Consider the following 23876-nt stretch of genomic DNA (forward strand, 5'->3'; position numbering starts at 1 on the left):
ATGAAGGCTTTCTCCTGCTTCGTCACGGGGACCGACACCGAGATCGGCAAGACCCTGATCAGCAGCGCCCTGCTGTATGCCCTCGGACAGGCGGGGGTACGCGCCGCCGGCATGAAGCCGCTGGCGGCCGGCGCCGAACAACGCGACGGTCTCTGGCACAACGAGGACGTGGACCAGCTCTATGACGCCGCGCCCTTGAAGCTGCCGCGCGAACTGACCACCCCCTACCTGCTGCGCACGCCGGCCGCACCGCACATCGCCGCGGCGCTGGAGTGCGTGTTGATCGAGCCGCGCCGCATCATCGCCAGCTACGAGCAGGTGCGCGCCCAGGCCGAGGCCGTGGTGGTCGAGGGTGTGGGGGGCTGGCGCGTGCCGCTGACCCATGGTTACGACACCTCGGACCTGGCTCGCCAGCTGGGCTTGCCCGTCATTCTCGTGGTAGGCCTGCGCCTGGGTTGTATCAACCATGCCTTGCTGACCGCCGAGGCCATTGCCTCGCGCGGGCTCAAGCTGGCCGGCTGGGTGGCCAACACCGTAGACCCGGCCATGGGCCATATGGACGGCAATATCGAGGCGATCGCGGCGCGCATCTCGGCCCCGCTGCTCGGCCATGTGCCACGGCTCGAACATCCCACCGCAGACGCGGCGGCCGCTTATCTCGACCTTGGAAAGGTGAAGATCGATGTTTAAAAAGATTCTCATTGCCAATCGCGGTGAAATCGCCTGCCGGGTGGCTGCAACGGCCAGACGCCTGGGCATCCAGACCGTGGCCGTCTATTCCGATGCCGATGCCAACGCCAAACACGTCAGCGTCTGCGACGAGGCCGTGCACATCGGCGGCAGTGCACCGGCCGAAAGTTATCTGCGCTGGGAGCGCATCCTCGACGCGGCCCAGGCCACGGGGGCGCAGGCCATCCACCCGGGTTATGGTTTCCTGAGCGAGAACGAAGCCTTTGCCCAGGCCTGCGCGAAAGCCGGTCTGGTCTTCATCGGCCCGCCGGCCTCGGCCATCCAGGCCATGGGCCTGAAGGCCGAATCCAAGCGCCTGATGGAAAAAGCCGGCGTGCCGCTGGTGCCGGGTTACCACGGTGCCGACCAGGATGTGAAGCTGCTGCAGCACGAGGCCGACCGTATCGGCTACCCGGTGCTGATCAAGGCCAGCGCGGGCGGCGGCGGCAAGGGCATGCGCGTGGTGGAAAAACGCGAGGACTTCGAAAGTTCGCTGGCGTCCTGCCAGCGCGAGGCCATCAACAGCTTTGGCGACGCGGCGGTGCTGATCGAGAAATACGTGCTGCGCCCGCGCCACATCGAGATCCAGGTCTTTGGCGACTCGCAGGGCAACTGCGTCTACCTCTTCGAGCGGGACTGCTCGGTGCAGCGCCGCCACCAGAAGGTGCTGGAGGAAGCGCCGGCGCCGGGCATGACGCCCGAGCTGCGGCAGCAGATGGGCCAGGCGGCGGTGGCGGCGGCGCGCGCCGTGAACTACGTGGGCGCGGGCACGGTGGAGTTCATCGTGGAGCAGCGCGAGGGGAAGATGACCTTCTTCTTCATGGAGATGAACACGCGCCTGCAGGTGGAGCACCCGGTGACCGAGGCCGTCACCGGCCTGGACCTGGTGGAGTGGCAGTTGCGCGTGGCCGCCGGCCAGCCCTTGCCCCTGAAACAGGATCAATTGCAGATCCAGGGTCACGCCATCGAGGCGCGCATCTGCGCCGAGAACCCGGACAAGCATTTCCTGCCGGCCACGGGCACGCTGCAGGTCTACGCGTTGCCGCCGTGCTGCACCTTCGAGCGCGGCGCGGTGCGGGTCGATTCCGGTGTGCGCGAGGGCGACGCCATTTCTCCCTTTTACGACTCCATGGTGGCCAAGCTCATCGTGCACGGTGACACGCGCGAACAGGCCCTGGCCCGGCTCGACGCTGCGCTGGCGGCCACGCGCATCGTGGGCCTGCAGACCAATGTGCAGTTCCTGCGCCATGTGGTGGGCAGCCGCTCCTTCGCGCAGGCCGACCTGGACACCGCACTGATTCCGCGTGAGGCGGCGGTGCTGTTCGAACAGGAAAAGGTGGGCCTGCCCCTGGCCACCGCGGCCGTGGTGGCGCACACGCTGTTGCAGGAGCAGGGCAACGCACCTTCGGCGGGTTGGCTGGACCCCTGGGCGCGGCGCGACGGCTGGCGTTCGCACGGCCTGACGCAACGCTACTTCGACCTGGAGTTCCATGGCGATCAGCACACGGCGGTGCTGAGCTATCTGCACGACGGCGCCTTGCAGCTGCGGGTGGAAGAGGCGGGGGCCACGCTGCAGTTCAAGCGCGATGGCGATGACATCGTCCTGCACTACGGCGGCCTGCGTGTGCTCGTGCAGGTGCTGCGCAGCGGCGAGGTGGCCCATGTGTTCACCCCGCAGGGCGCCACCCGGATCACGGTGCTGGACGCACTGGCCCATGCCGGCGAGGCGCAGGCCGAAGGTGGCCGCCTGACCGCGCCCATGCCGGGCAAGGTGGTGTCTTTTGCCGTCAAGGCGGGTGACACCGTGAGCAAAGGACAGGTGCTGGCCGTGATGGAGGCCATGAAGATGGAGCACACCATCGCGGCACCGGCCGCGGGTGTGGTGGCTGAGCTGCTCTACGCGCCCGGGGACCAGGTGGCCGAGGGCGCGGAGTTGTTGAAGCTGTCGGCCACGTGACCTGGTCTTTGCGTTTGTGCCCTTAAGCTCGCCGTCATGAAGATCTATTTCTGTTGTACCGATTTCAAGGCCGAACCCTGGCTCGCCGCGCTGCGCACGGCGCTACCGCAGGCCCGGATCGAGGTCTGGGCGCCCGGTGCCGGCCCGGCCGATTACGCGGTGGTCTGGGCACCGCCGCAACAATTCCTCGACGAGCAGCCGCAGATCAAGGCCCTGTTCAACATCGGCGCCGGTGTCGACGCGCTCACACAGCTCAAACTGCCCGCGACGACGAAGCTGGTGCGTCTGGATGATGCCGGCATGTCGGTGCAGATGGCGGAATACGTGGTGCACGCGCTGATCCGTCACTTCCGCGAGTTCGATATGTATGCCGCCGACGTGGCGAACGCCAAGTGGTCCTTCCGCAAGCCGCGCCTGCGCGAGGACTTTCCCGTGGGCATCATGGGCCTGGGTGTGCTGGGCCAGCGCGTGGTCCGTGCCGTGCAGGCCTTTGAATTCCCGGTGCGGGGCTGGAGCCGGTCCCCCAAGGAACTGCATGGCGTGCCTTGTTATGCGGGGCAAGCACAGTTCGCCGAATTCCTGGCCGAAACCAAGGTGCTGGTCTGCCTGCTGCCGCTGACCGAAGAGACCCGCGGCATCATGAATCGCGAGACACTGGCGCAATTGCAGCCCGGCGGCTACGTCATCAACGTGGCGCGCGGCGCGCACCTGGTGGAGGAAGACCTGATCCCGCTGATCGACAGCGGCCATCTGGCCGGCGCCGCGCTGGATGTGTTCCGCCAGGAGCCATTGCCGGCCGGTCACCCCTTCTGGCGCCATCCGAAGATCACGATCACACCGCACACGGCGGCGCGCACCCTGCGCGACGAGAGCGTGGCGCAGATCGCCAGCAAGATCGCCCGGCTGGAGCGCGGGGAATCCATCGCTGGTATCGTCGATCCCTCAAAAGGCTACTGACATGCGTTTTCCATCACGTGTTCAACTGATCGATGTCGGTCCGCGTGACGGCCTGCAGAACGAGAAGCAGCCGGTGCCGGCGGCCGTCAAGATCGGGCTGGTGCAGCGCCTGCAGGACGCCGGCCTGACGGAGATCGAGGTCACCAGCTTCGTGGCGCCGAAGTGGGTGCCGCAGATGGCCGACAACGCCGAGGTCATGGCCGGCATCACGCGCCAGGCCGGTGTGCGCTATTCGGTGCTGGTACCGAACCTGAAGGGCTGGGAGGCCGCGGTGCTCGCTAAGCCCGACGAAATCGTGGTCTTCGGTGCGGCCAGCGAACTCTTCAGCCAGAAGAACATCAACTGCTCGATCGCCGAGAGCATCGAGCGCTTCGCGCCGGTGGTTGCCGCCGCGCGGGCCGCTGGCATCCGGGTGCGCGGCGCCATCTCCTGCGCCATGGCCTGCCCCTACGAAGGCGAGGTGGCGCCCGAGCGGGTGGCGCTGGTGGCACGGCTGATGCAACAGATCGGCGTGCAGCGGGTCGATGTGGCCGACACCATCGGTGTGGCCACGCCGAACAAGACCCGGCGCGCCATGGAAGCGGCGCTCAAGCACTACGATCTCAACAACGTTTCGGGCCATTTCCACGACACCTACGGCCAGGCGCTGGTCAATACCTACGCTGCGCTGGAAATGGGCGTCTGGAATTTCCAGTCCTCCGTGGCCGGCCTGGGCGGCTGTCCCTACGCCAAGGGGGCCACCGGCAATGTGGCAACCGAAGACCTGGTCTACATGCTGCGCGGCATGGACATCGAGACCGGCATCGACCTGGACCAGCTGGTCGATGCGGGCCAGTACATCAGCGACTTCCTCGAACGCAAGCCCAATTCGCGTGCCGCGACGGCCTTGCTGAACAAGCGGGCCTGAGCGCGATGGAATGGCTGGCCGGGAAGGCGGTACAGGCGCAGGCACAGGCTCACAACCTGCCCTCGCCCTGCATATCGGTCTGCCGCATGGAAACGGGCACCGGCTTGTGCAAGGGCTGCCTGCGCACGCTGGACGAGATCGCCGCCTGGTCCACCCTGGATGACGCGGGCAAACGCACCATCTGGGCCCGCATCGAGGCACGCGCCACGGCGCAAGGAGTGAACCCATGAAGCACATCACCTTCTACCTGGACTTCATCTCGCCCTACACGCACCTGGCCTTCGAGCAGTTGCCCGAGGCGCTGATGGGCCTGAGCTACTCCGTCAGCTACCGGCCGGTGCTGCTGGGCGCCATGCTGCGGCACCACAAGCTGCTCGGACCCGCCGAGGTGCCGGCCAAGCGCGAGTGGACCTATCGCCACGTCATGTGGCTGGGGCAGCAGCAGGGCATCACGCTGCAGATGCCGGCCGTGCATCCCTTCAACCCGCTGCCCCTGCTGCGCCTGGCCATCGCTGCGGCCAACGGCGGCGATCCCAACCGGTATGTCTGCGAGACCCTGCTGCGTCATGTCTGGCACGGCGGCCTGGACGCCAACGACCCCGTGCGCCTGCAGTCCCTGCGCGAGCAGCTGGCGCCGTCCCTCGAACCGGACGACGAGACCGTCAAGGCCCGCCTGCGTGCCAACACCGACGAGGCCGTGGCCACCGGGGTCTTCGGCGTGCCATCCTTCGTGGTCGATGGCCGCATGTTCTGGGGCCTGGACAGCCTGCCCATGCTGCGCCGTTACCTCGACGGTGATGCCTGGTTCGACGGGCCGGGCTGGTCGGCCCAGACCGCGGCACCTGCCGCCTGAGGCCGGGACGCCCGGCGTTTCCCGGCAAGTGAAAGAACATCCGCGGGTTACTACCTAATTCGTCAGCCTGCGTTCAGGCCGGCGTCAGCCACGGTTGGTTTCGCGTCAGAGCTGGGTCAGTGCTGTCTCCAACAATCAGGCCAGATCTCCATTCCGGGGATTGCCTATTAGGAGACACAACATGGCAACTGCACAGGCCGCACGGCCGATGACACCGGAAGAGAAGAAGGTGATCTTCGCCTCTTCCCTGGGTACCGTTTTCGAGTGGTACGACTTTTATCTCTACGGTTCGCTGGCGGCCATCATCGCCAAGCAGTTCTTCAGCGGACTGGATGCCGGCTCGGCCTTCATTTTCGCGCTGCTGGCTTTTGCCGCGGGCTTCATCGTGCGTCCCTTCGGTGCCATCTTCTTCGGCCGCCTGGGCGACATGATCGGTCGCAAGTACACCTTCCTGGTCACCATCCTGATCATGGGCCTGTCCACTTTCATCGTGGGCATCCTGCCGAACTACGCCACCATCGGCGTGGCCGCTCCCATCATCCTGATCGCCCTGCGCCTGCTGCAGGGCCTGGCGCTGGGTGGTGAGTACGGTGGCGCCGCCACCTACGTGGCCGAACACTCGCCGCACGGCAAGCGCGGTGCCTACACCTCCTGGATCCAGACCACGGCCACCCTGGGCCTGTTCCTGAGCCTGATGGTGATCCTGGGCACCCGTACCCTGATCGGTGAAGTGGCCTTCGCCGACTGGGGCTGGCGTGTTCCGTTCATCGTCTCCATCCTGCTGCTGGCCATCTCCGTCTGGATCCGTCTGTCCATGAACGAGTCGCCCGCTTTCGCCAAGATGAAGGCTGAAGGCAAGACCTCCAAGGCGCCGCTGTCCGAGTCCTTCGGCCAGTGGAAGAACCTGAAGATCGTGATCCTGGCGCTGATCGGCCTGACCGCCGGCCAGGCCGTGGTCTGGTACTCCGGCCAGTTCTACGCCCTGTTCTTCCTGACCCAGGCGCTCAAGGTCGACGGCGCTGCCGCCAACATCTATGTGGCCGTCTCGCTGCTGATCGGCACGCCCTTTTTCATCCTGTTCGGCTCCCTGTCCGACAAGATCGGCCGCAAGCCCATCATCATGGCCGGCTGCCTGCTGGCCGTCGTGACCTACTTCCCGGTCTTCGAGGCGCTGACCAAGGCCGCCAACCCCGACCTGTACAAGGCCCAGCAGTCGAGCAAGGTCGTCGTGACGGCTGATCCGAACGAGTGCTCGTTCCAGTTCAACCCGACCGGTACCGTCAAGTTCACCAGCTCGTGCGACATCGCCAAGCAGGTGCTGGCCGGCGCTTCGGTGAGCTACGAGAACGCCGTGGGTGCTGTTGGCACGCCGGCTTCCATCAAGATCGGTGAGACCGTCATCACCGGCTACACCGCCAAGGGCATTCCGGCCGACGAAGCCAAGGCCAAGGACGCCGAGTTCAAGAAGGCCGTGGCCGACGCGCTCAAGGAACACGGCTACCCGGCCAAGGCCGACATGGCCAAGGTCGACAAGGTCATGGTCATCGCCATCCTGACCTATCTGGTGATCCTGGTCACCATGGTCTACGGCCCGATCGCCGCCATGCTGGTGGAAATGTTCCCGACCCGCATCCGCTACACCTCCATGTCGCTGCCGTACCACATCGGCAACGGCTGGTTCGGCGGCCTGCTGCCCACCACGGCCTTCGCCATCGTGGCGCAGACCGGCAATATGTACAACGGCCTCTGGTACCCGATCATCATCGCCGGCATGACCTTCGTCATTGGCATGATCTTCGTCAAGGAAACCAAGGACGTGGACATCTACGCCAACGACTGAAGCCCGTCGTACCTCGCGTCCCTCCCGACCTGGCCGGCCAGGCGGGTGGACACAGCGGCCCTCTCCTCTGGCGAGGGCCTTTTCTTTCAAGGACACACACCATGTGGAAAATCATCATCGGTTTCATCGTCTTCGCAGCACTCGCCCTCTTCGTCATCATCAAGGGCGGTGACCAGCTCGACATGGGTGGCGAGAAGCATGGCGCCGACGCCGTGCACGCCCCCGAGGCACCGGCGTCGGCCCCGCCCGCTGCTGCATCGGCGCCGGCGCCGGCAGCCAGCGCCGCCAGGTAAGCAAGTGCAGAGGAGACAAGGTGGCATATGGGGTGGTGTTCCAAACTCGCGCCATGCGCGTTCGAGTCAAAAACGGGATGATTTGACCGCCAACATCGCGCGTCGTGTGCCCGCAGGCACACGCAAGCGATTTGGTGGGCAAAGGGCCCGTTTTTGGCCGAACCCGTAGGGGCGCGGTTTTGCGGGCGATCCGCGGCGTTGCAAAACCAGGCAAGCCGTTCAGGCTTGCCTTGGGTTTTGCGCCTTGCGGCTCATCCCGCAAAAGCCACGCCGCGCGCGGCGCGAGTTTGGAACACCACCCCTGGCCACTCCACGACATGAACTACTCAAAAACAGACGTTGGGCAGCAGGCGTTCAAGGAGCGCTCGCCTGCGCTGTCGGCCCGGCAGCGCTCGGCCTTCATCCTGTTCGATGGGGTCAAGACGCTGGAGCAGGTGCTGGCAGCCACGGCCGGCCTCGGCGTGACGCCGGCCGATGTGGAGCACATGGTGGCGCAAGGTTTCCTGGGAGCGGACGCGGCAGCCGTCGTTGTGGCTGAAGCGGCCACCGCTGCGGCCACGGCCCGCAGCGCGTGCACCCCACAGGAACGGTATGCCGAGGCCTATCCGCTGGCCACCCAGCTGACGGCTTCGCTGGGCCTGCGGGGTTTCAAGCTGAACCTGGCGGTCGAGAGCGCCTCGGGGTACGAGGACTTGCTGGCGCTGCTTCCGAAGATCCAGGCCGCCGTGGGCCATGAGGCCTGCCGGTCGCTGGAGCGGGCCTTGCTGGCCTGAAGAGCCTTAGCGCCGGAAGCGGCCGTCGGAGGTGATGATGGACAGGTCTGCGAAGTCCAGGCCCGTATGGTCCTGCGGGCTGAAGTTCACCTCCAGGCCGCCGATGTCGAATTTGCTCAGGCCTTCCAGGGCCGCCTGGATGCGCTCGCGGCTGGGTTTGGGGCCGGCGCGGCGCAAGGCCTCCACCAGCACCTTGGCCGCGGCAAAACCTTCGAGCATGGCCGGGCTGACCTCGCCTGCGCCTTTGGCGCGGGCCAGATCCTGCGCTTCCTTGACCAGCGTGTAGGACAGCGACTGCGGGAGCACCTGCGAGACGATGACACCGCGCGCATGCTCGCCCAGGCTCTTGATGAAGCCGCCCGAGGCGTTGTTCGACTGGGTCACGACCTGGGCGGCGCTGCCTGCGGTCCGGAAGGCCTTCACGGCATCTGCCGCGGCCGAGCCCGAGGCGATCAGGACCACCGCCTGCGCGCCGGAACTGGCCAGGGCCGGGGCGATTTTGGAAAAATCGGGTTTGGTCCGGTCGTATTTTTCGAGCAGGATCGGCTTGAGCTTGGCGTTATCCAGTCCCCGTTGTGCGCCGATCAGCACGTCATTGCCGAAGCTGTCATCCACATGCACCAGGGCGATCTTGGTGATGCCGATGGTGGCCAGATGGGTCACGGCCTTCTCGGCTTCGCGCTGGTAGGTGGCGCGGACGTTGAAGACGTGCTTTTTGACCGGCTGATGCAGGCTCATGGCGCCCGTGGAGGGGGCGATCAGGGGAATGCCGTGCTTGTCCAGCAGGGGGATGATGGCTTCGGAGTGTGGCGTGCCGCGGTTGAGGAACAGCGCCACCACGTTCTGCTCCTCGATGAGCTTGCGGGCGTTCTCCGCCGCCAGCTTCGGGTCGAACTTGTCGTCCAGCGAGATCAGCTCGATCTTCTGGCCCGCGACGCCCCCCTTGGCATTGATGGCATCAATGTAGAGTTTGGCGCCGTCGGTGGTTTCTTTCACACCGGCGGCCACTGCGCCGGTAAAACCGGCCGTCTGGCCGATGAGGATCTGGGCCTGGCTGGCTGTCGCCGCCAGGGCGAGCAGGACGGTGCCCAATACTTTGAAGTTTCGCATCTTGTCTCCGTGGATTTCTAGTTTTGGAGGATCATTGAGCCTAGTCTAGCGGAAGCTGGCTGTCCCGGGGCAAGTCCTGTGGTCATGCTGGGGTAAGGGGGCCTGCCTAGAATGCCTGGGCCAAACCGAAAGACAGCAGCCATGACCCAGGGGACCATCCGCATCCGCGGCGCGCGCCAGCACAACCTCAAGAACCTCGATCTGGACATTCGTACAGGTGAGCTGACCGTGGTGACGGGCCCCAGCGGCTCGGGCAAATCCAGCCTGGTGTTCGACACGCTCTACGCCGAGGGCCAGCGGCGCTACGTCGAGACCTTCAGCGCCTACGCCCGCCAGTTCCTGGACCGCATGGACAAGCCGGCGGTGGACAAGGTGGAGGGCGTGCCCCCGGCCATCGCCATCGACCAGACCAATCCGGTGCGCTCCTCGCGCTCCACGGTGGGCACGATGACCGAGCTCAACGACCACCTCAAGCTGCTGTATGCGCGCGCGGCCCAGCTGTTCGACCGCCAGACCGCCCAGTCCGTACGGCACGACAGCGCCGACAGCATCTATGCCGAGCTGCAGAAGCGTGCGGCAGAAGCCGGCGATCCGCGCCTGGTGCTGACCTTCCCGGTCGAGCTGCCGGCCAACACCAGCCGCGAGGAGATCGAACAATGGCTGTCGGCCAGCGGTTTCACCAAGGTGCAGGCCGAGCGTGAGGTGGCCACGCCGGCCGGCCCGAGAACGAGCGCCGCGCCGGGCCGCCCCATGCAAGCGAGCGCCCCCTCGGGGGGCAGCGAGAACGCGTCAGCGCCGAGCGTGGGGGCCGTCAAAGTTCTGGACGTCGTCGCGGATCGATTCCGCCTGGCCAGCGCGGAAAGCGCCCGGGTGATCGAGGCCATCGAGGTGGCGCTCAAGCGCGGCAGCGGACGCTTGAATGTCTACCAGCTGAAGGACGAAGGCGAACCTGACATCTGGAGGTTCTCAACGGGACTGCACAACCCCGACAGCGACCTGCGCTACGCCGACCCCATCCCCTCCATGTTCTCCTTCAACTCGGCTGTGGGCGCCTGCGAGGTCTGCCGCGGCTTCGGGCGTGTGATCGGGGTGGACTATGGCCTGGTCATTCCGAACGACAAGCTCACCCTGCGCGCCGGTGCCATCAAGACCATCCAGACCCCCGCCTGGGCCGAGTGCCAGGACGACCTGATGCGCCATGCCGAGGCGGCCGGCATCCCGCGCGACACGCCCTGGTACAAGCTGACGCAGGAGCAGAAGGACTGGGTGATCTACGGCTCGCCCAACTGGAAAGGCAAGTGGAACCAGCAGTGGTACGGCATCAAGCGCTTCTTCGAGTACCTGGAGACCAAGTCCTACAAGATGCACATCCGGGTGCTGCTGTCCAAGTACCGCAGCTACACGCCTTGCGAGACCTGCAACGGTGCGCGCCTCAAGACCGAAAGCCTGCTCTGGCGCATCGGCAGCAAGGCCGATGCCGACGCCGTGCTCGAACCCGCGAAGCGCTTCCTGCCGGTCGGCACCCAGTGGCGCCGCGCCCAGCTGGAGGCCCTGCCGGGCCTTTGCCTGCACGATCTGATGCTGCTGCCGCTGGATCGGCTGCGACGCTTTTTCGACGGTTTCCAGCAAAGCGAGATCACCGCCTCGACCCATGCCGAGGGCGAGGCCCAGGCGCTGAAACTGCTGTTCGAGGAAATCACCACGCGACTGAAGTACCTGTGCGATGTGGGCATCGGCTACCTCACGCTGGACCGCCAGAGCCGCACGCTGTCGGGCGGCGAGGTGCAGCGCATCAACCTGACCACCGCCCTGGGCACCTCACTCGTGAACACGCTCTTCGTGCTCGACGAACCCAGCATCGGCCTGCACCCGCGCGACATGCACCGCATCATCGAGGCCATGCACCGCCTGCGTGATGCCGGCAACACCCTGGTGGTGGTGGAGCATGACCCGGCCGTGATGTTCGCGGCCGACCGCATGATCGACATGGGCCCCGGCCCGGGCGAGCGCGGCGGCCAGATCGTCTTCGACGGCAGCACCGACGACCTGCGCAACGCCGACACCCTGACCGGTGCCTACCTGGGCGCGCGCAAGCAGGTCGGCATGGGCTTCAAGCGCATGGTGGCCGAGAACACGCCGCGCCTCATCCTCGAAGGTGCGCGCGAACACAACCTCAAGAACATTTCCATCGACATCCCGCTGGGCCGCCTGGTCTGCGTGACCGGGGTCTCGGGTTCCGGCAAATCCACGCTGATCCAGGACGTGCTGGCCCCGGCGCTGATGCGCCACTTCGGCCGCGCTACGGAAACGCCAGGCCTGCACGACCGCCTGCTGGGCGCCGAGCAGCTGGCCGACGTGGTCTTTGTCGACCAGTCGCCCATCGGCAAGACGGCGCGCTCCAATCCCGTGAGTTATGTGGGCGCCTGGGACGCCATCCGCGAGATCTACGCCAATGCACCGCTGTCACGCCAGCGCAGTTACACCGCGGCCAAGTTCAGCGCCAACAGCGGCGACGGTCGCTGCCCCACCTGTGGCGGCTCGGGTTTCGAACATGTGGAGATGCAGTTCCTCAGCGACGTCTACCTGCGTTGCCCGGATTGCGACGGCAAGCGTTACCGTCCCGAGATCCTGGAGATCACCGTGGAGCGCGGGGGGCGCCTGTTGAATGTGGCCGACGTGCTGGAACTCACCGTCAGCGAGGCCGCCGGCCTGTTCGCCAACGACCGCGACGTGATCCGCGCGCTCCAGCCCATCGTCGACGTGGGCCTGGAATACGTGCGCCTGGGCCAGCCCGTGCCCACGCTCAGTGGCGGCGAGGCGCAGCGCCTCAAGCTCGCCGGTTTCCTGGCCGAGGCCGCCAAAAGCGCCACGGCCAGCCGGCAAGTGGTGGGCAAGAAGGGCACGCTCTTCCTGTTCGACGAACCCACCACGGGTTTGCATTTCGACGACATCGCCAAGCTCATGCGCGCGCTGCGCAAGCTGCTCGATGCCGGCCATTCCCTGCTGATCATCGAGCACAACCTGGACGTGATGCGCGCTAGCGACTGGCTGATCGACCTCGGCCCCGAAGGCGGCGACGCCGGCGGCGAGCTGGTGGCCGTGGGCACCCCCGAGGAGGTGCGCCTGCACCCCAGCAGCCACACCGGCCGTGCGCTGCGTGAATACGCCCTGGCCATGGGCGAGGTGCATGAGGCGCACGAAGGGGCGGCGCGTTTCATTCCGCAGGCCTTCACGCCCGGGCACAAGCCGGTGCGGGTCACATCGACAGCGCCGGACGCGATCCAGATCGTCAACGCCAAGGAACACAACCTCAAGAGCCTGAGTGTCAACATCCCGCGCGGCAAGTTCAATGTGGTCACGGGCGTCAGCGGTTCGGGCAAGTCCACCCTGGCCTTCGACATCCTGTTCAACGAGGGCCAGCGCCGTTACCTGGAGTCGCTCAACGCCTACGCGCGCAGCATCGTGCAGCCGGCGGGCCGGCCCGAGGTGGACGCGGTCTACGGCATTCCGCCCACGGTGGCCATCGAGCAGCGTCTCTCGCGCGGCGGCCGCAAGTCCACGGTGGGCACAACCACCGAAGTCTGGCATTTCCTGCGCCTGCTGTTTGTGAAGCTGGGCGTGCAGCACTGCATCCATGACGGCGCCGCCGTGGCGCCGCAGACGCCCGACAGCATCCTGGCCCAGCTCATGAAGCAGTTCCGTGGGCAGGAGGTCGGCCTGCTGGCGCCGCTGGTGCTGAACCGCAAGGGCGTCTACACCGAACTGGCCGAGTGGGCGCGGCCGCGCGGCTACACCCACCTGCGCGTGGACGGCAATTTCCTGCCCACCACGGGTTTCCCGCGCATCGACCGCTTCAAGGAGCACACCATCGAGTTGCCGGTGGCCAGCCTCATGGTGCAGCCCGAGAACGAGGCCGCGCTGCGCCTGGCGCTGACGACTGCGCTGGAGCATGGCAAGGGCGTGCTGCATGTGCTCAGCAGCCTGGATGGCCTGGCTGATGCCATGAAGAGCGGTGTGTCCACCGCCGGCATCGGTACGCTGCAGGTGTACTCCACCCGGCGCGCCTGCCCGGTCTGTGCCACGTCGTACGCCGAGCTGGACCCGCGCCTGTTCTCCTACAACAGCAAACACGGCTGGTGCCCGGATTGCGTGGGCACGGGCGTCAAGCTGAGCAAGGAGCAGCGCAAGCTGCTCGACGACTCGGTACGCGACGACAAGGAGAAGGGTCGCGAGCAGACCTTTGCCGAACCCGAGGTGGAAGACGTGGCCGACCAGGCTTGCCCGAGCTGCGAGGGCACACGCCTGAACGCCACGGCACGCGCCGTGAAGTTCGGCGGCGTGGGCATCACCGAGATTGCGCGCCTGAGCGTGAGCGATGTGCGGGCCTGGGTCGAAACGCTGCAGGTGATCGGTCGTCTGACCCAGCGCGAAGGCGATATCGCGCGCGACCTGATTCCCGAGATCAGGAGCCGCCTGGAATTCCTGGAGCAGGTGGGGCTGGGTTATCTCACGCTGGACCGCGGCGCGCCCACCTTGTCTGGCGGCGAGGCGCAGCGCATCCGCCTGGCCGCGCAGCTGGGCAGCCATCTGCAAGGCGTGTGCTACGTGCTGGACGAGCCCACCATCGGCCTGCACGCGCGCGACAACCAGATCCTGCTCAATGCCTTGCAGCGCCTGAGTGACCAGGGCAACACCCTGGTGGTCGTGGAGCACGACGAGGACACGATCCGCCGCGCCGATCACATCATCGACATCGGCCCCAGCGCCGGCAAGCGCGGCGGCCGGCTGGTGGCCGAAGGCTCGGTGAAGAACGTGACCGATGCGAGCGACTCGCAGACCGGTCGTTACCTGCTGCACGCCATGAAGCACCCGCTGCAGCCGCGCCGCGATGTGTTGGCGCAGGATCTGCAATGGCTCACCGTGCAGGGCGCGCAGCTGCACAACCTGCAGCGCGTCACGGCCAAGGTGCCGCTCAAGCGCCTGGTGGCCGTGACCGGGGTCAGCGGCTCGGGCAAGTCCACGCTGGCGCGCGATGTGCTGCTGGCCAATGTCGCGGCCGTCGTGGCCAAGCGCGCCACCAAGGCCGGGCGCGACGCGCTGGCGCGGGGTGTGGACTGGAGCGGCTGCGAGGGCGTCAGCGGCTTCGAGGCCGTGGATCGCGTGCTCGAGGTGGACCAGACCCCGATCGGCAAGACGCCGCGCAGTTGCCCGGCCACCTACATCGGCTTCTGGGACACCATCCGCAAGCTCTTTGCCGAGACGCTGGAGGCCAAGGCACGCGGTTACGCGGCGGGGCGTTTCAGCTTCAACACCGGCGAGGGGCGTTGCCCGACCTGTGAAGGCCAGGGTGTGCGCACCATCGAGATGAGTTTTCTGCCCGATGTGAAGGTCTTGTGTGAGTCCTGCAAGGGCGCGCGCTTCAATCCGGAAACGCTGGCCGTCACCTGGCGGGGAAAAAGCATCGGCGACGTGCTGCAGATGGAAGTGGACGAGGCGGTGGACTTCTTCGCCGCCATGCCGAGCATCGCGCACCCCTTGCAGCTGCTCAAAGACGTGGGCCTGGGTTACCTGACCCTGGGCCAGCCTTCACTCACCTTGAGTGGCGGTGAGGCGCAGCGCATCAAGCTGGTGACCGAACTCAGCAAGGTGCGCGACGAGGTGAGCCGGCGCGGCCAGAAGGCGCCGCACACGCTCTATGTGCTGGACGAGCCCACCGTGGGCCTGCACATGGCCGACGTGGACAAGCTCATCCGCGTCTTGCACCGCCTGGTCGATGGCGGCCACAGCGTGGTGGTGATCGAACACGACCTGGACGTGATCGCCGAGGCCGACTGGATCCTGGACCTCGGTCCCGAGGGAGGCAAGGAAGGCGGCCGCATCGTGGCTGCGGCCACGCCGGAAGAGGTGGTGCGGCTGGGGACCCATACCGGACAGGCGCTGGGGCCGGTGCTGGCGCGACGCTGATCAACTCGAGGACAGCGAACACCAGTGCACCATCCTGGAGCCTATGCCCTTACGATCGAGACAGCCATCGCTTCCTGTTAGCCTCGTCCGGCATATTGCTGGAAGTCCGCATGAAAAACAAGAAGTCACTGCTGTTGTTCCCGGCCCTCGCGGCCTTGCTGTTCGCGGGTCCGGTCGCAGCCCAGGGGGCAGCCCCGGCCGGCGAGGCCCCCGAGCTTGTGCCGCATCCCTGGGTGACCTTGCCGAGCACGCGCACGGCCGAGTCCTATTTCACCAACCTCAAGGATGGTGACGTGAAGGAGGCGCCGTTGGTGGTGCGCTTCGGCCTGTCCATGCGCGGTATCGTGCCGGCCGGCAAGTCGGCCGGCCGCGCCGGACACCACCATCTGCTGGTGAACCAGCCCCTGCCGCTGGACTTCAAGCAGCCGCTGCCCTTCACCGAGAAGTACATCCACTTCGGCAAGGGGCAGATGGAAACGGTGCTGAACCTGCCGCCCGGCAAGTACGAACTGCGCATGCTGCTGGCCGACCAGGGGCACATCCCCTTTTTCGTCTACAGCAAACCCCTGACCCTGACCATCGGCAAGCAGAACGCGGGTGTGACGCCAGCCAGCGTGCAGGGCCCGGCGCGCATCGAGATCATGAGCCCGGCCGACAGCGCGACAGTACGCCCGCCCTTCCGGGTCCAGTTCCATGCCAGCGGCTACAACATCTCCCACGTCGGGGCCAAAGTGCCTGACACCGGCCATTTCCGCTTGCTGCTGGAGCGCCCTGGCCGCAAACCGGAGGTGATGAACTTCACAGGGGGGCAGACGGAAGTCTGGCTCAACCCACCCGCCGATGACTACACCCTGCGCCTGGAGCTGGCCAGCACCACGGAGCCTGCCAGCGTGATGGCACGCGCTGAAGCGGTGAACGTGAAAGTCGTGGCCCGCTGAACGACGCCGGCGCGGTGCCGCGGCTCAGGCGGACGGATCGTCAGGCCGGTAGAACTCGTAACGGCCGCGGCCGCTGCGCTTGACCGCGTACATGGCCTTGTCCGCATGGCCCATCAAGGTCTGGGGATCCTGGCCATGCTCGGGGAAAAGTGCCAGGCCCATGCTGGCGGCCACGCTGACGACCGGGGACTCCGGCCCGTCTCCCAGGCGATAGGGCTGCGCCACGCTGGCCAGGATCTTCTGCACCAGCGGGGCCAGGTCTTCGCTGTGCTCGACGTCGGCGAACAGCAGGACGAACTCGTCGCCCGCCAGGCGGCACACCGTGTCCGAGGCGCGCAGCGCCGCCAGCAGGCGGCGCGCCACGCGCTTGAGCAGCAGGTCGCCCGCGTCGTGGCCGTAGGTGTCGTTGACCGCCTTGAAGCGGTCCAGATCCAGGAAGCCGATGGCAAAGCGCGTGCCGTGCCGCGCGTGCTGCACGCAGCTGCGTTCCAGCCGGTCCTGCAGCAGCACGCGGTTGGGCAGTCCGGTCAGCGGGTCGTGGGCCGCGTAGTAGCTCAGGGCCTGCAGGCGTTTTTTCTCGGTCACGTCCTGCAGCACGGCCAGGCTGTGCAGGGGCTGGCCCTCCTTGTCGTAGAGCCAGATGGCCGAGAGCAGAACGTCCAGCACACGGCCGTCGCGCGTGCGCATCTGGTATTCGATGTTGTCGCAGCGGCCGTTGCGCTTGGCTTGCGGGATCACGACATCGCGCGCATAACGCGCCGTCTCCGGCGTCATGAACTCGGTTGAGTGATGGCCCAGCACCTCACGTTCTTCGTAACCCAGGGTCTGAAGCCAGAGTTCGCTGACGGACAGGATGTGACCTTGCGGGTCGATCGAGTGCATCAGGGCCGGTGTGCGCGTGTAGAGCGAGCGAAAGCGCTGCTCGCTGCCGAGCAGATGCCGCATGGCCTGGGTCTGGCCTTCCATCGAGCTCGACAGCAGCAGGCCGGGCAGCAGGCTGGCGATGACCGAAAGCTGGTAGAGACCGGGTTCCCACCAGGCGACGGCGGGTGGCGGGAGCAGTACGCCCGTCGTGTGCAGCAGCGCCAGGAGGATGGCATTGACCAGGGTGGCCAGGGTGGTGACGGTGAAGCTGGTCTGCGTGGCCACCAGGACCAGGCCGATGCTCATCACCACGAAGGGCCGCGGCAGGGTGGTCATGGCCAGCAGGGTGATGGCTGCGCTGAGCGACAGATACGCCAGCGTGCGGGGCTGGCGCAGTGAGCGGCGCAAGGCGGCCGTGCCGTGCAGCCAGACCGCCAGGGCCAGCGGCAGCACGGCCACGGTGCCGATCAGGCTGCCGGCAAACCACTGGGTCCAGGCCTCGGCAAAGGGGCGTGCCGGCGCAGCGACCAGGGCCGCCCCGGCAAAGGCGCTGCAGAAGGTGGGCAGCAGCGCGCCCAACACGAGGATGCGGCCGAAGTGTCCGGGCTGGCGCAGGGCGTCGGGGTTCATGCCCAGCTGGCGCAACAGTACGGCCGCCAGCAGCATCTCGGCCGCATTGCCCGGCACGAAGGCCGCAGCCTCCAGGCCGGTCTGCAGCGTCCAGTGCCATACACCGGGGAGGGTGCCCAGATTGACCAGCAGGTTGACCAGGCCCAGGGCCAGCAGCATCGGCAGCCAGCGTCGGGATGGCAGCGCCAGCAGGGCCACGGTGCCAATGGGGTTGGCAAACCAGGGCGCGGCGATCTGCCCTGGTTGGTGCGAGAGCCGGATGGACAGAAGGGCCGCCAGTCCGTACAAGACGATGGCCAGCAGGGCCTGGCGCGGCGTGAGCACGGGTGCAGGTGCGGCCGGGTTCATGGCATGGGCTAGCGACGCCGGCACCTGCGTGCGTTCAGCATGGCGGCAAGGGAGCAAGGTCGCTCGTTCAGGCCTGGACAGAAGTTGAAGACGGCTGACAGCAACGCGACGACCTCCCCGGCCGTGAGGGAGGAAGTAGGGCTCCTCCTGTTCCCGCGTCTCAGTATACGTAGATTGATGGCGGCGCCCCGCCTGGCTTCCGGCGCGGCTTCAGGCCGCGCCGATGCTGCAGCAGGGCCTGCGCGACTTCGGCAAAACCGCGGCCCCGTTCCTGGCGCGTGATGTAACGCGGCGTGTGGCTGAGCTGGGCCTCGAAACGCCGGATGTTGGCCACGCCCACGCTGTGCGGAAAATGCTGGAACATCAGCTGGTCGTTGGTGGAGTCGCCCACGTAGACCCAGTGCTCGATGTCTGCATCGAGGTCGCGGCCCAGCAGCTCACGCACGATCCAGCGCGCGCCGGCGAGCTTGTCATGCGTGCCGATCCAGCCGTTGATGTGGATGCTGCTGACCGTGGCCTGCAGCCCTTCGCTGCGCATGAGCTGCGCCACCTGCTCAATCTTGTCGGGCGGCAGCTGCGTGAACTCGCTGTGGTCGATGGCGATGTCGGTCTCGCGTCCTGCTGAGTCCTGCGCCAGCGTGCTTCCCGGCACCTCGCGCAGCACGCGTTGCGCCACCTGCTGCAGGCGGGCGTAATTGGCGATGCGTGTGGCGCTGTCCTGCTGGTAGATCTTGCGCGTGCCGCCGTCCACCAGCGCCACGGCGCCGTTTTCGGCCACGATGGCGCCCACCGGCCAGGTCTGGGCAAAAGGCACGCTCCAGCCCACGGGTCGGCCCGTGACAGGCACCACGTGCAGGCCGGCGGCGCGCAGGTCCGCCAGCGCCTGCAGCGCATCCACCGTGATGGCGCCTTCGGTGGTCAGCGTGTCGTCGATGTCGGTGAGCACGCCGTGGATACGGCGGCGTTCGGCGAGGGGCCAGTGGTCAAGGGGCTGCATGCGGTGAATGGGAGACAATCGCAGCCACTTTACCTGAGGCCCGTGGATGAAAGACGATGACTTGCCCGTGCAGGGTACCCAGCACTGGGTGGTGCAGGAAGGGCTGCGGCTCTTCATCTGGGAGAAATACCAGGGCAGTCCCCAGGGCAAGCCCGTGCTGGTGCTGGCGCACGGCTCGGCCACGGCGGGCCGCGAGAGTTTCGATCTCAAGGTGCCGGGCCATCCCGGATACAGCCTCATGGACTTCCTGGCGCGCCGGGGCTTCGACGTCTTCGCACCCGACATGCGCGGCTTCGGCAGCTCCACCAAACCCGAGGGCCACATCACGACGGAGCAGGCGGCCGGCGATCTGAACGCCGTGGTGGACTTCATCTGCAAACTGCGTGGCGTGCCGCAGGTGCACTTTCTGGCCTGGTCCTGGGGCACGCAGTACGGCGGCCAGTTTGTGATGGCGCAGCCGCACAAGGTGAAACGCTATGCCGCCTATGCGCAGATGCATGCGCAGAGCCCGGACCTGCTGGCGCGGCGCGAACGCCTGGCGACCTTCCAGCGTGCACCCTATATCCGCATTTCCGAACCGGGCTGGAAGCTGCGCTTCAACTCCATGACACCGGACGCGGTCAGCGACCCCGTGGTCATCGACGCCTTCGCCAAGGCTGCCGCCCTGGTGGAAACGAAATCACCGACAGGTCCGCAGGTGGACCTGCTCACGCGCCAGCCGCTGATCGACGCGAGGCAGATCACGGTGCCGACGATGATGATCCACGGCCAGTACGACGACGTGGCCGACTTGGCCGGTCTGCTGCCCTTCTTCACCGCGCTGCCCCATCCGGACAAGCAGTACACGGTCATCCCCGACGGCGGGCACATGCTGCACTTGCAGAAGGGACATGCCCGCTTTCAGCGCGCGGTGGCGGACTGGTTTGCCCTGCCCTGACCTGACCACGGTTGCTGGACAAACACCGGGCGGGTGGCTAAAGTAAGGAATCCTTACTTTTGAGTACCCCGATGCTTGCCAAGATCACCGCCAAGAACCAGCTCACGCTGCCCAAGAGCGTGACCGATGCCGTGGGCGCCACCGAGTACCTGGACGTGCAGGTGCGCGAGGGCCAGATCATCCTGACGCCGGTGCGCATCCAGCGCGGAGACGCTGTGCGCGCCAAGCTGGTTGAGCTGGGGCTGGGTGAGGCCGATGTGGCCGATGCCGTGCGCTGGGCGCGTACGCCGGCTGCGGCACCCATGGCGGCCGAGCCGGCCAAGACTTATGTTGCGGGGAGGAAGAAACCCGCGGCCCGCAAGACGGCCAGGAAATGAGCGCGCCCCTGCGCATGGTGCTGGACACCAACGTCGTGCTGTCGGCGCTGGTTTTCGGCGGCGGCCTGCCGGGCGCGGTGCGCGTGGCCTGGCAGAGCGGCACGCTGCGTCCGCTGGCCAGCGCGGTCACGGTGCAGGAACTGGTGCGCGTGCTGGCTTATCCCAAGTTCCGCCTGAGCGCGGCCGAGCAGGAGGAGCTGCTGGCCGACTACCTGCCCTATGTGCAGACGGTGCGCATCCCGAACCCGCCGCCGGCGGTGCCGGCTTGTCGTGACCCGCTCGACGAACCCTTTGTGCAGCTGGCACTGGTGGGCAAGGCGCGCGTGCTGGTCAGTGGGGATCGGGATCTGCTGGCGGTGGCGGATGCCTTTGCCGGGGTCGGAGGTTGCCCCATTCTGAGCCTGGAGGTATTTTGTCGGCAGCAACACATCGAACTATCAGTCTGACAGGAATATCGGGGGAAATATGCAGAACTTCCAAGATACCGAGACGGGGCAGATACACGCCTTTGACGATGGCGTGGATCCATTCAAATTGGGTTACCGATCCATTCCCAAAACTCTGTCAGAGAAAGTCATTCCTAAACCAAGTGAGGACCATGTATGGTTTGGAGGCGACTGGATTCATAAAAATCAAGCTCCACCGGGATACGAGCCGCCAGTCTCAAGTGTCCCTTCGTACGATCCAGCGTGGCAATTTCTGTTGACGCCTTACACCTGGGTGTTAAAGGACGACGAAGATTTCTCTTTGTCGTTGGAACAGATCAATGCGAACACGTATGAAGGAGACAAGCTTGCTGAGCCAGTCGCGACACTGATGATGTCTGGCGCTGTGGCGTTGGTCTCCCGTGATGGCATAGTCGCGGTACCAATGCGGGGAGACTTGGTTGAGCAGCATTGCGCAGTCGAACTGATGAACCGAATGTTGTGCGCGTTGCTAATCGGAGGCATTCATACGGAATCCGTTGCGCATAACGACGCTTTGGTGGGTTGTCTTGGAGAGGATCGACGGTTGTTCCTGTATGAACCAACGCAGCATGGACGATTCAGGCACATGAATGCATCGATCAGTGAGCGGATTGCGCTTTTGCATCCGCGAGTTGTCCGTGTGACGCATTTGCACGATGCGCTTGCATACGGCGCTAAGACGCTTGACCGCGTTCAGAGCTTCTCCCCGTTTTTTCTCTTGCATGGATACACAGCTCTGCAGCACAAAAATCTTAGCGATGCGCTGGGCAGCTTGTGGATCATCGTGGAGCAACTGACCTCATTTCTTTGGGAGAAGAAATTTTTGGCGGACGTGAGTAAACATCCCAAGGGCATGCAAACGAGATTGCAGAGTCTTAAACAGGACAACAGAACTTGGTCGATTTCGGTGAAGCATGAATTGCTTTGGCAATTGCAGGTGCTTTCAGAAAAGGGCTACGCAAGTCTGGGGACTGCCCGACGTCAGCGGAACAACTTGCTGCATGAAGGGCGCGCGCCTGACTTGGCGGCCGTGAAGGAGCTATGGCCCGCAGTATGCGAATTGCTTGCGACGGCTTCAGGAGAGCCCATGGAGAGGCTCCTGAATATGGGGTGTTGGAATCATCAACCGAGCAAGCGAGTGGGCAAGACCAACTTTGATGGCTGGAACGTTGCCGTGCAAGCGTTGACAAAGTGAGCGGCGCTGTTACCCCGCGCTGTGCAACGCCAAGCCCGCATGCTCCCGCAGCGGATGGAAATGGATCTTCGGAAAGCGCTCCTGCGCCAGCCGCACGTCGTAGGGTGAGGTGCAGAGATAGGCCAGGGTGTCGGCCGCGTCGCGCGCCATGCGTGTAGGGTAGGCATCCACAAAAGCCTTGAGTTCGGCCGGCGTGTCGGCCGTGATCCAGCGGGCACCCGTGTACTGGCAGCCCTCCAGGCGCACGTCGGCATCGTACTCGCCCTTCAGGCGGTGCTGCACCACCTCGAACTGCAGCTGGCCCACGGCGCCCAGCAGCATATTGCCGCCCATCTCGGGCCGGAAGACCTGGATGGCGCCTTCTTCACCCAGCTGGGCCAGGCCCTGCTGCAGCTGCTTGGTGCGCAGCGGGTTCTTGAGCACCACGGTCATGAAGAGTTCGGGCGCGAAGAAGGGCAGGCCGGTGTACTGCAGGGCGATGGAGCCATCGGTGATGGTGTCACCGAGCTGCACGCCGCCGTGGGTGGTGAAACCCACGATGTCGCCGGCATAGGCTTCTTCCACCGCTTCACGGCGCTGGCTCATGAAGGTCACCACGCTGGTGGGGCGCAGTTCCTTGGCCGAGCGTTGCACCTTGAGTTTCATGCCCGGCGCGTACTTGCCCGAGCAGACGCGCACGAAGGCGATGCGGTCGCGGTGGTTGGCGTCCATGTTCGCCTGCACCTTGAACACTACGCCCGAGAAGGCGTCGTCGTCGGGCTGCATCTCCTTGACCACGGTCTGCTTGTTCACCACCAGCGAGCTGGTGCGCGGGCCCGGCGAGGGGGCCAGGTCCACCAGCGCGTCCAGCACTTCCATCACGCCGAAGTTGTTGACGCCCGAGCCGAAGAACACCGGGGTCTGCTTGCCGGCCAGGAAGGCTGCGCGGTCGAAGGCGGGAGAGGCGCCGGTGGCGAGCTCCATGCTTTCCTCGGCAGCTTCGAACTCGGAGCCAAAGCGCTGGATCAGCTTGTCACGATCGCTCAGCGGAACGGTGTCGAAATCCTGCGGGCGGCGCTCGCTGCCCGATTCGAAGACCGTCATGGCCTGGGTGCGCAGGTTGATGATGCCGCCGAAGCTCTTGCCCTGGCCCACCGGCCAGGTCATGGGCACGCAGGGCATGCCCAGTTCGCGCTCCACCTCGTCCAGGATGTCCAGCGGGTCGCGTACCTCGCGGTCCATCTTGTTGACGAAGGTGATGATGGGGGTGTCGCGCTGACGGCAGACCTCGATCAGGCGCCGCGTCTGGGCTTCCACGCCGTTGGCCGCGTCGATCACCATGAGCGCCGAGTCCACGGCGGTCAGCACGCGGTAGGTGTCTTCGGAGAAATCCTTGTGGCCGGGCGTGTCGAGCAGGTTGATCACGTGCTCGCGGTACTGCATCTGCATCACCGAGCTGGCCACCGAGATGCCGCGCTGTTTCTCGATCTCCATCCAGTCCGAGGTGGCGTGGCGCGAGGCCTTGCGCGCCTTCACCGAGCCGGCAATCTGGATCGCGCCCGAGAACAGCAGCAGTTTCTCGGTCAGCGTCGTTTTACCCGCGTCGGGGTGCGAGATGATGGCAAAGGTGCGGCGGCGCCGGGTTTCGGGGGCGTAGGACACGGAGGTTCCAGACAGTGGTGGTGCCGGGCAAGGGGCGCTCGGCGACAGACAGGATGGCGGAGCGATCGTGCCGGCTAGCCGGCAGGTCGGGGCCTGCAA

19 protein-coding genes are annotated in these 23876 nt (G+C 66.0%); 15 read left to right on the forward strand and 4 right to left on the reverse strand.

Translation table 11 applies throughout. The features are described 5' to 3' along the window. From bioD to AC1RRP_RS08820, 9 genes are all read left to right on the forward strand, one after another. Entirely contained in the window at nucleotides 1-690 is a 690-nt protein-coding gene (bioD, locus tag AC1RRP_RS08780) for a dethiobiotin synthase (RefSeq protein WP_493035214.1), read from the forward strand. Next, complete coding sequence (locus tag AC1RRP_RS08785) at nucleotides 683-2686, forward strand: acetyl/propionyl/methylcrotonyl-CoA carboxylase subunit alpha (protein WP_493035216.1); 2004 nt, start codon at nucleotides 683-685, stop codon at nucleotides 2684-2686. The genes bioD and AC1RRP_RS08785 overlap by 8 nt, the downstream gene beginning before the upstream one ends. Before the next feature lie 36 nt (nucleotides 2687-2722). Next, nucleotides 2723-3643 carry a 2-hydroxyacid dehydrogenase gene (locus AC1RRP_RS08790; RefSeq protein WP_493035218.1) on the forward strand — a complete coding sequence of 307 codons (921 nt, stop codon included), beginning with the start codon at nucleotides 2723-2725 and terminating at the stop codon, nucleotides 3641-3643. A 1-nt stretch (nucleotide 3644) separates the two neighbouring features. Continuing rightward, on the forward strand, nucleotides 3645-4550 hold the full coding sequence (locus tag AC1RRP_RS08795) for a hydroxymethylglutaryl-CoA lyase (RefSeq protein ID WP_493035220.1): 906 nt from the start codon (nucleotides 3645-3647) through the stop codon (nucleotides 4548-4550). Between the two features lie 5 nt (nucleotides 4551-4555). Beyond that, nucleotides 4556-4780 (forward strand): DUF1289 domain-containing protein, encoded by a 225-nt coding sequence (locus tag AC1RRP_RS08800; RefSeq protein WP_493035222.1) that lies wholly within the window; start codon nucleotides 4556-4558, stop codon nucleotides 4778-4780. Then, nucleotides 4777-5403, forward strand: coding sequence for a 2-hydroxychromene-2-carboxylate isomerase (locus AC1RRP_RS08805; RefSeq protein WP_493035224.1), 627 nt, complete (start codon nucleotides 4777-4779; stop codon nucleotides 5401-5403). The genes AC1RRP_RS08800 and AC1RRP_RS08805 overlap by 4 nt, the downstream gene beginning before the upstream one ends. Before the next feature lie 181 nt (nucleotides 5404-5584). After that, nucleotides 5585-7243, forward strand: a complete 1659-nt coding sequence (locus AC1RRP_RS08810) for an MFS transporter (RefSeq protein ID WP_493035226.1) — start codon at nucleotides 5585-5587, stop codon at nucleotides 7241-7243. 101 nt (nucleotides 7244-7344) lie between these two features. Beyond that, entirely contained in the window at nucleotides 7345-7536 is a 192-nt protein-coding gene (locus tag AC1RRP_RS08815; protein WP_493035228.1) for a hypothetical protein, read from the forward strand. Between the two features lie 317 nt (nucleotides 7537-7853). Beyond that, nucleotides 7854-8309, forward strand: coding sequence for a hypothetical protein (locus AC1RRP_RS08820; RefSeq protein ID WP_493035230.1), 456 nt, complete (start codon nucleotides 7854-7856; stop codon nucleotides 8307-8309). Nucleotides 8310-8315: 6 nt separating this feature from the next. Here the strand turns inward: AC1RRP_RS08820 and AC1RRP_RS08825 are convergent, their stop codons facing one another. Then, nucleotides 8316-9419, reverse strand: coding sequence for an ABC transporter substrate-binding protein (locus tag AC1RRP_RS08825; RefSeq protein ID WP_493035232.1), 1104 nt, complete (start codon nucleotides 9417-9419; stop codon nucleotides 8316-8318). Nucleotides 9420-9560: 141 nt separating this feature from the next. Here AC1RRP_RS08825 and AC1RRP_RS08830 point away from each other — a divergent pair, with 141 nt between their 5' ends. Both AC1RRP_RS08830 and AC1RRP_RS08835 read left to right on the forward strand, forming a co-directional pair. Next, nucleotides 9561-15383, forward strand: a complete 5823-nt coding sequence (locus AC1RRP_RS08830; protein WP_493035234.1) for an excinuclease ABC subunit UvrA — start codon at nucleotides 9561-9563, stop codon at nucleotides 15381-15383. Nucleotides 15384-15493: 110 nt separating this feature from the next. Further along, nucleotides 15494-16321 (forward strand): DUF4399 domain-containing protein, encoded by an 828-nt coding sequence (locus AC1RRP_RS08835; RefSeq protein WP_493035236.1) that lies wholly within the window; start codon nucleotides 15494-15496, stop codon nucleotides 16319-16321. Between the two features lie 24 nt (nucleotides 16322-16345). Here the strand turns inward: AC1RRP_RS08835 and AC1RRP_RS08840 are convergent, their stop codons facing one another. Beyond that, nucleotides 16346-18163 carry a diguanylate cyclase domain-containing protein gene (locus AC1RRP_RS08840; protein WP_493035238.1) on the reverse strand — a complete coding sequence of 606 codons (1818 nt, stop codon included), beginning with the start codon at nucleotides 18161-18163 and terminating at the stop codon, nucleotides 16346-16348. A 160-nt stretch (nucleotides 18164-18323) separates the two neighbouring features. Further along, nucleotides 18324-19160, reverse strand: a complete 837-nt coding sequence (locus tag AC1RRP_RS08845) for an HAD-IIB family hydrolase (RefSeq protein ID WP_493035240.1) — start codon at nucleotides 19158-19160, stop codon at nucleotides 18324-18326. Nucleotides 19161-19206: 46 nt separating this feature from the next. Between AC1RRP_RS08845 and AC1RRP_RS08850 the strand changes: the two genes are divergently transcribed. The 4 genes from AC1RRP_RS08850 to AC1RRP_RS08865 all read left to right on the forward strand — a co-directional run bounded on the left by AC1RRP_RS08850 (nucleotide 19207) and on the right by AC1RRP_RS08865 (nucleotide 22136). Then, nucleotides 19207-20097 (forward strand): alpha/beta hydrolase, encoded by an 891-nt coding sequence (locus AC1RRP_RS08850; protein WP_493035242.1) that lies wholly within the window; start codon nucleotides 19207-19209, stop codon nucleotides 20095-20097. A gap of 71 nt (nucleotides 20098-20168) precedes the next feature. Continuing rightward, entirely contained in the window at nucleotides 20169-20474 is a 306-nt protein-coding gene (locus AC1RRP_RS08855; protein ID WP_493035243.1) for an AbrB/MazE/SpoVT family DNA-binding domain-containing protein, read from the forward strand. After that, nucleotides 20471-20920, forward strand: a complete 450-nt coding sequence (locus tag AC1RRP_RS08860) for a putative toxin-antitoxin system toxin component, PIN family (protein WP_493035245.1) — start codon at nucleotides 20471-20473, stop codon at nucleotides 20918-20920. Before AC1RRP_RS08855 ends, AC1RRP_RS08860 begins: the two co-directional genes overlap by 4 nt. 19 nt (nucleotides 20921-20939) lie before the next feature. Beyond that, complete coding sequence (locus AC1RRP_RS08865) at nucleotides 20940-22136, forward strand: hypothetical protein (RefSeq protein WP_493035247.1); 1197 nt, start codon at nucleotides 20940-20942, stop codon at nucleotides 22134-22136. Between the two features lie 9 nt (nucleotides 22137-22145). Here the strand turns inward: AC1RRP_RS08865 and AC1RRP_RS08870 are convergent, their stop codons facing one another. Then, nucleotides 22146-23777, reverse strand: a complete 1632-nt coding sequence (locus AC1RRP_RS08870; protein ID WP_493035249.1) for a peptide chain release factor 3 — start codon at nucleotides 23775-23777, stop codon at nucleotides 22146-22148. Nucleotides 23778-23876: the final 99 nt, after the last annotated feature.

It is taken from the genome of Hylemonella sp. GW821-FHT12C09 (genome assembly GCF_058807395.1).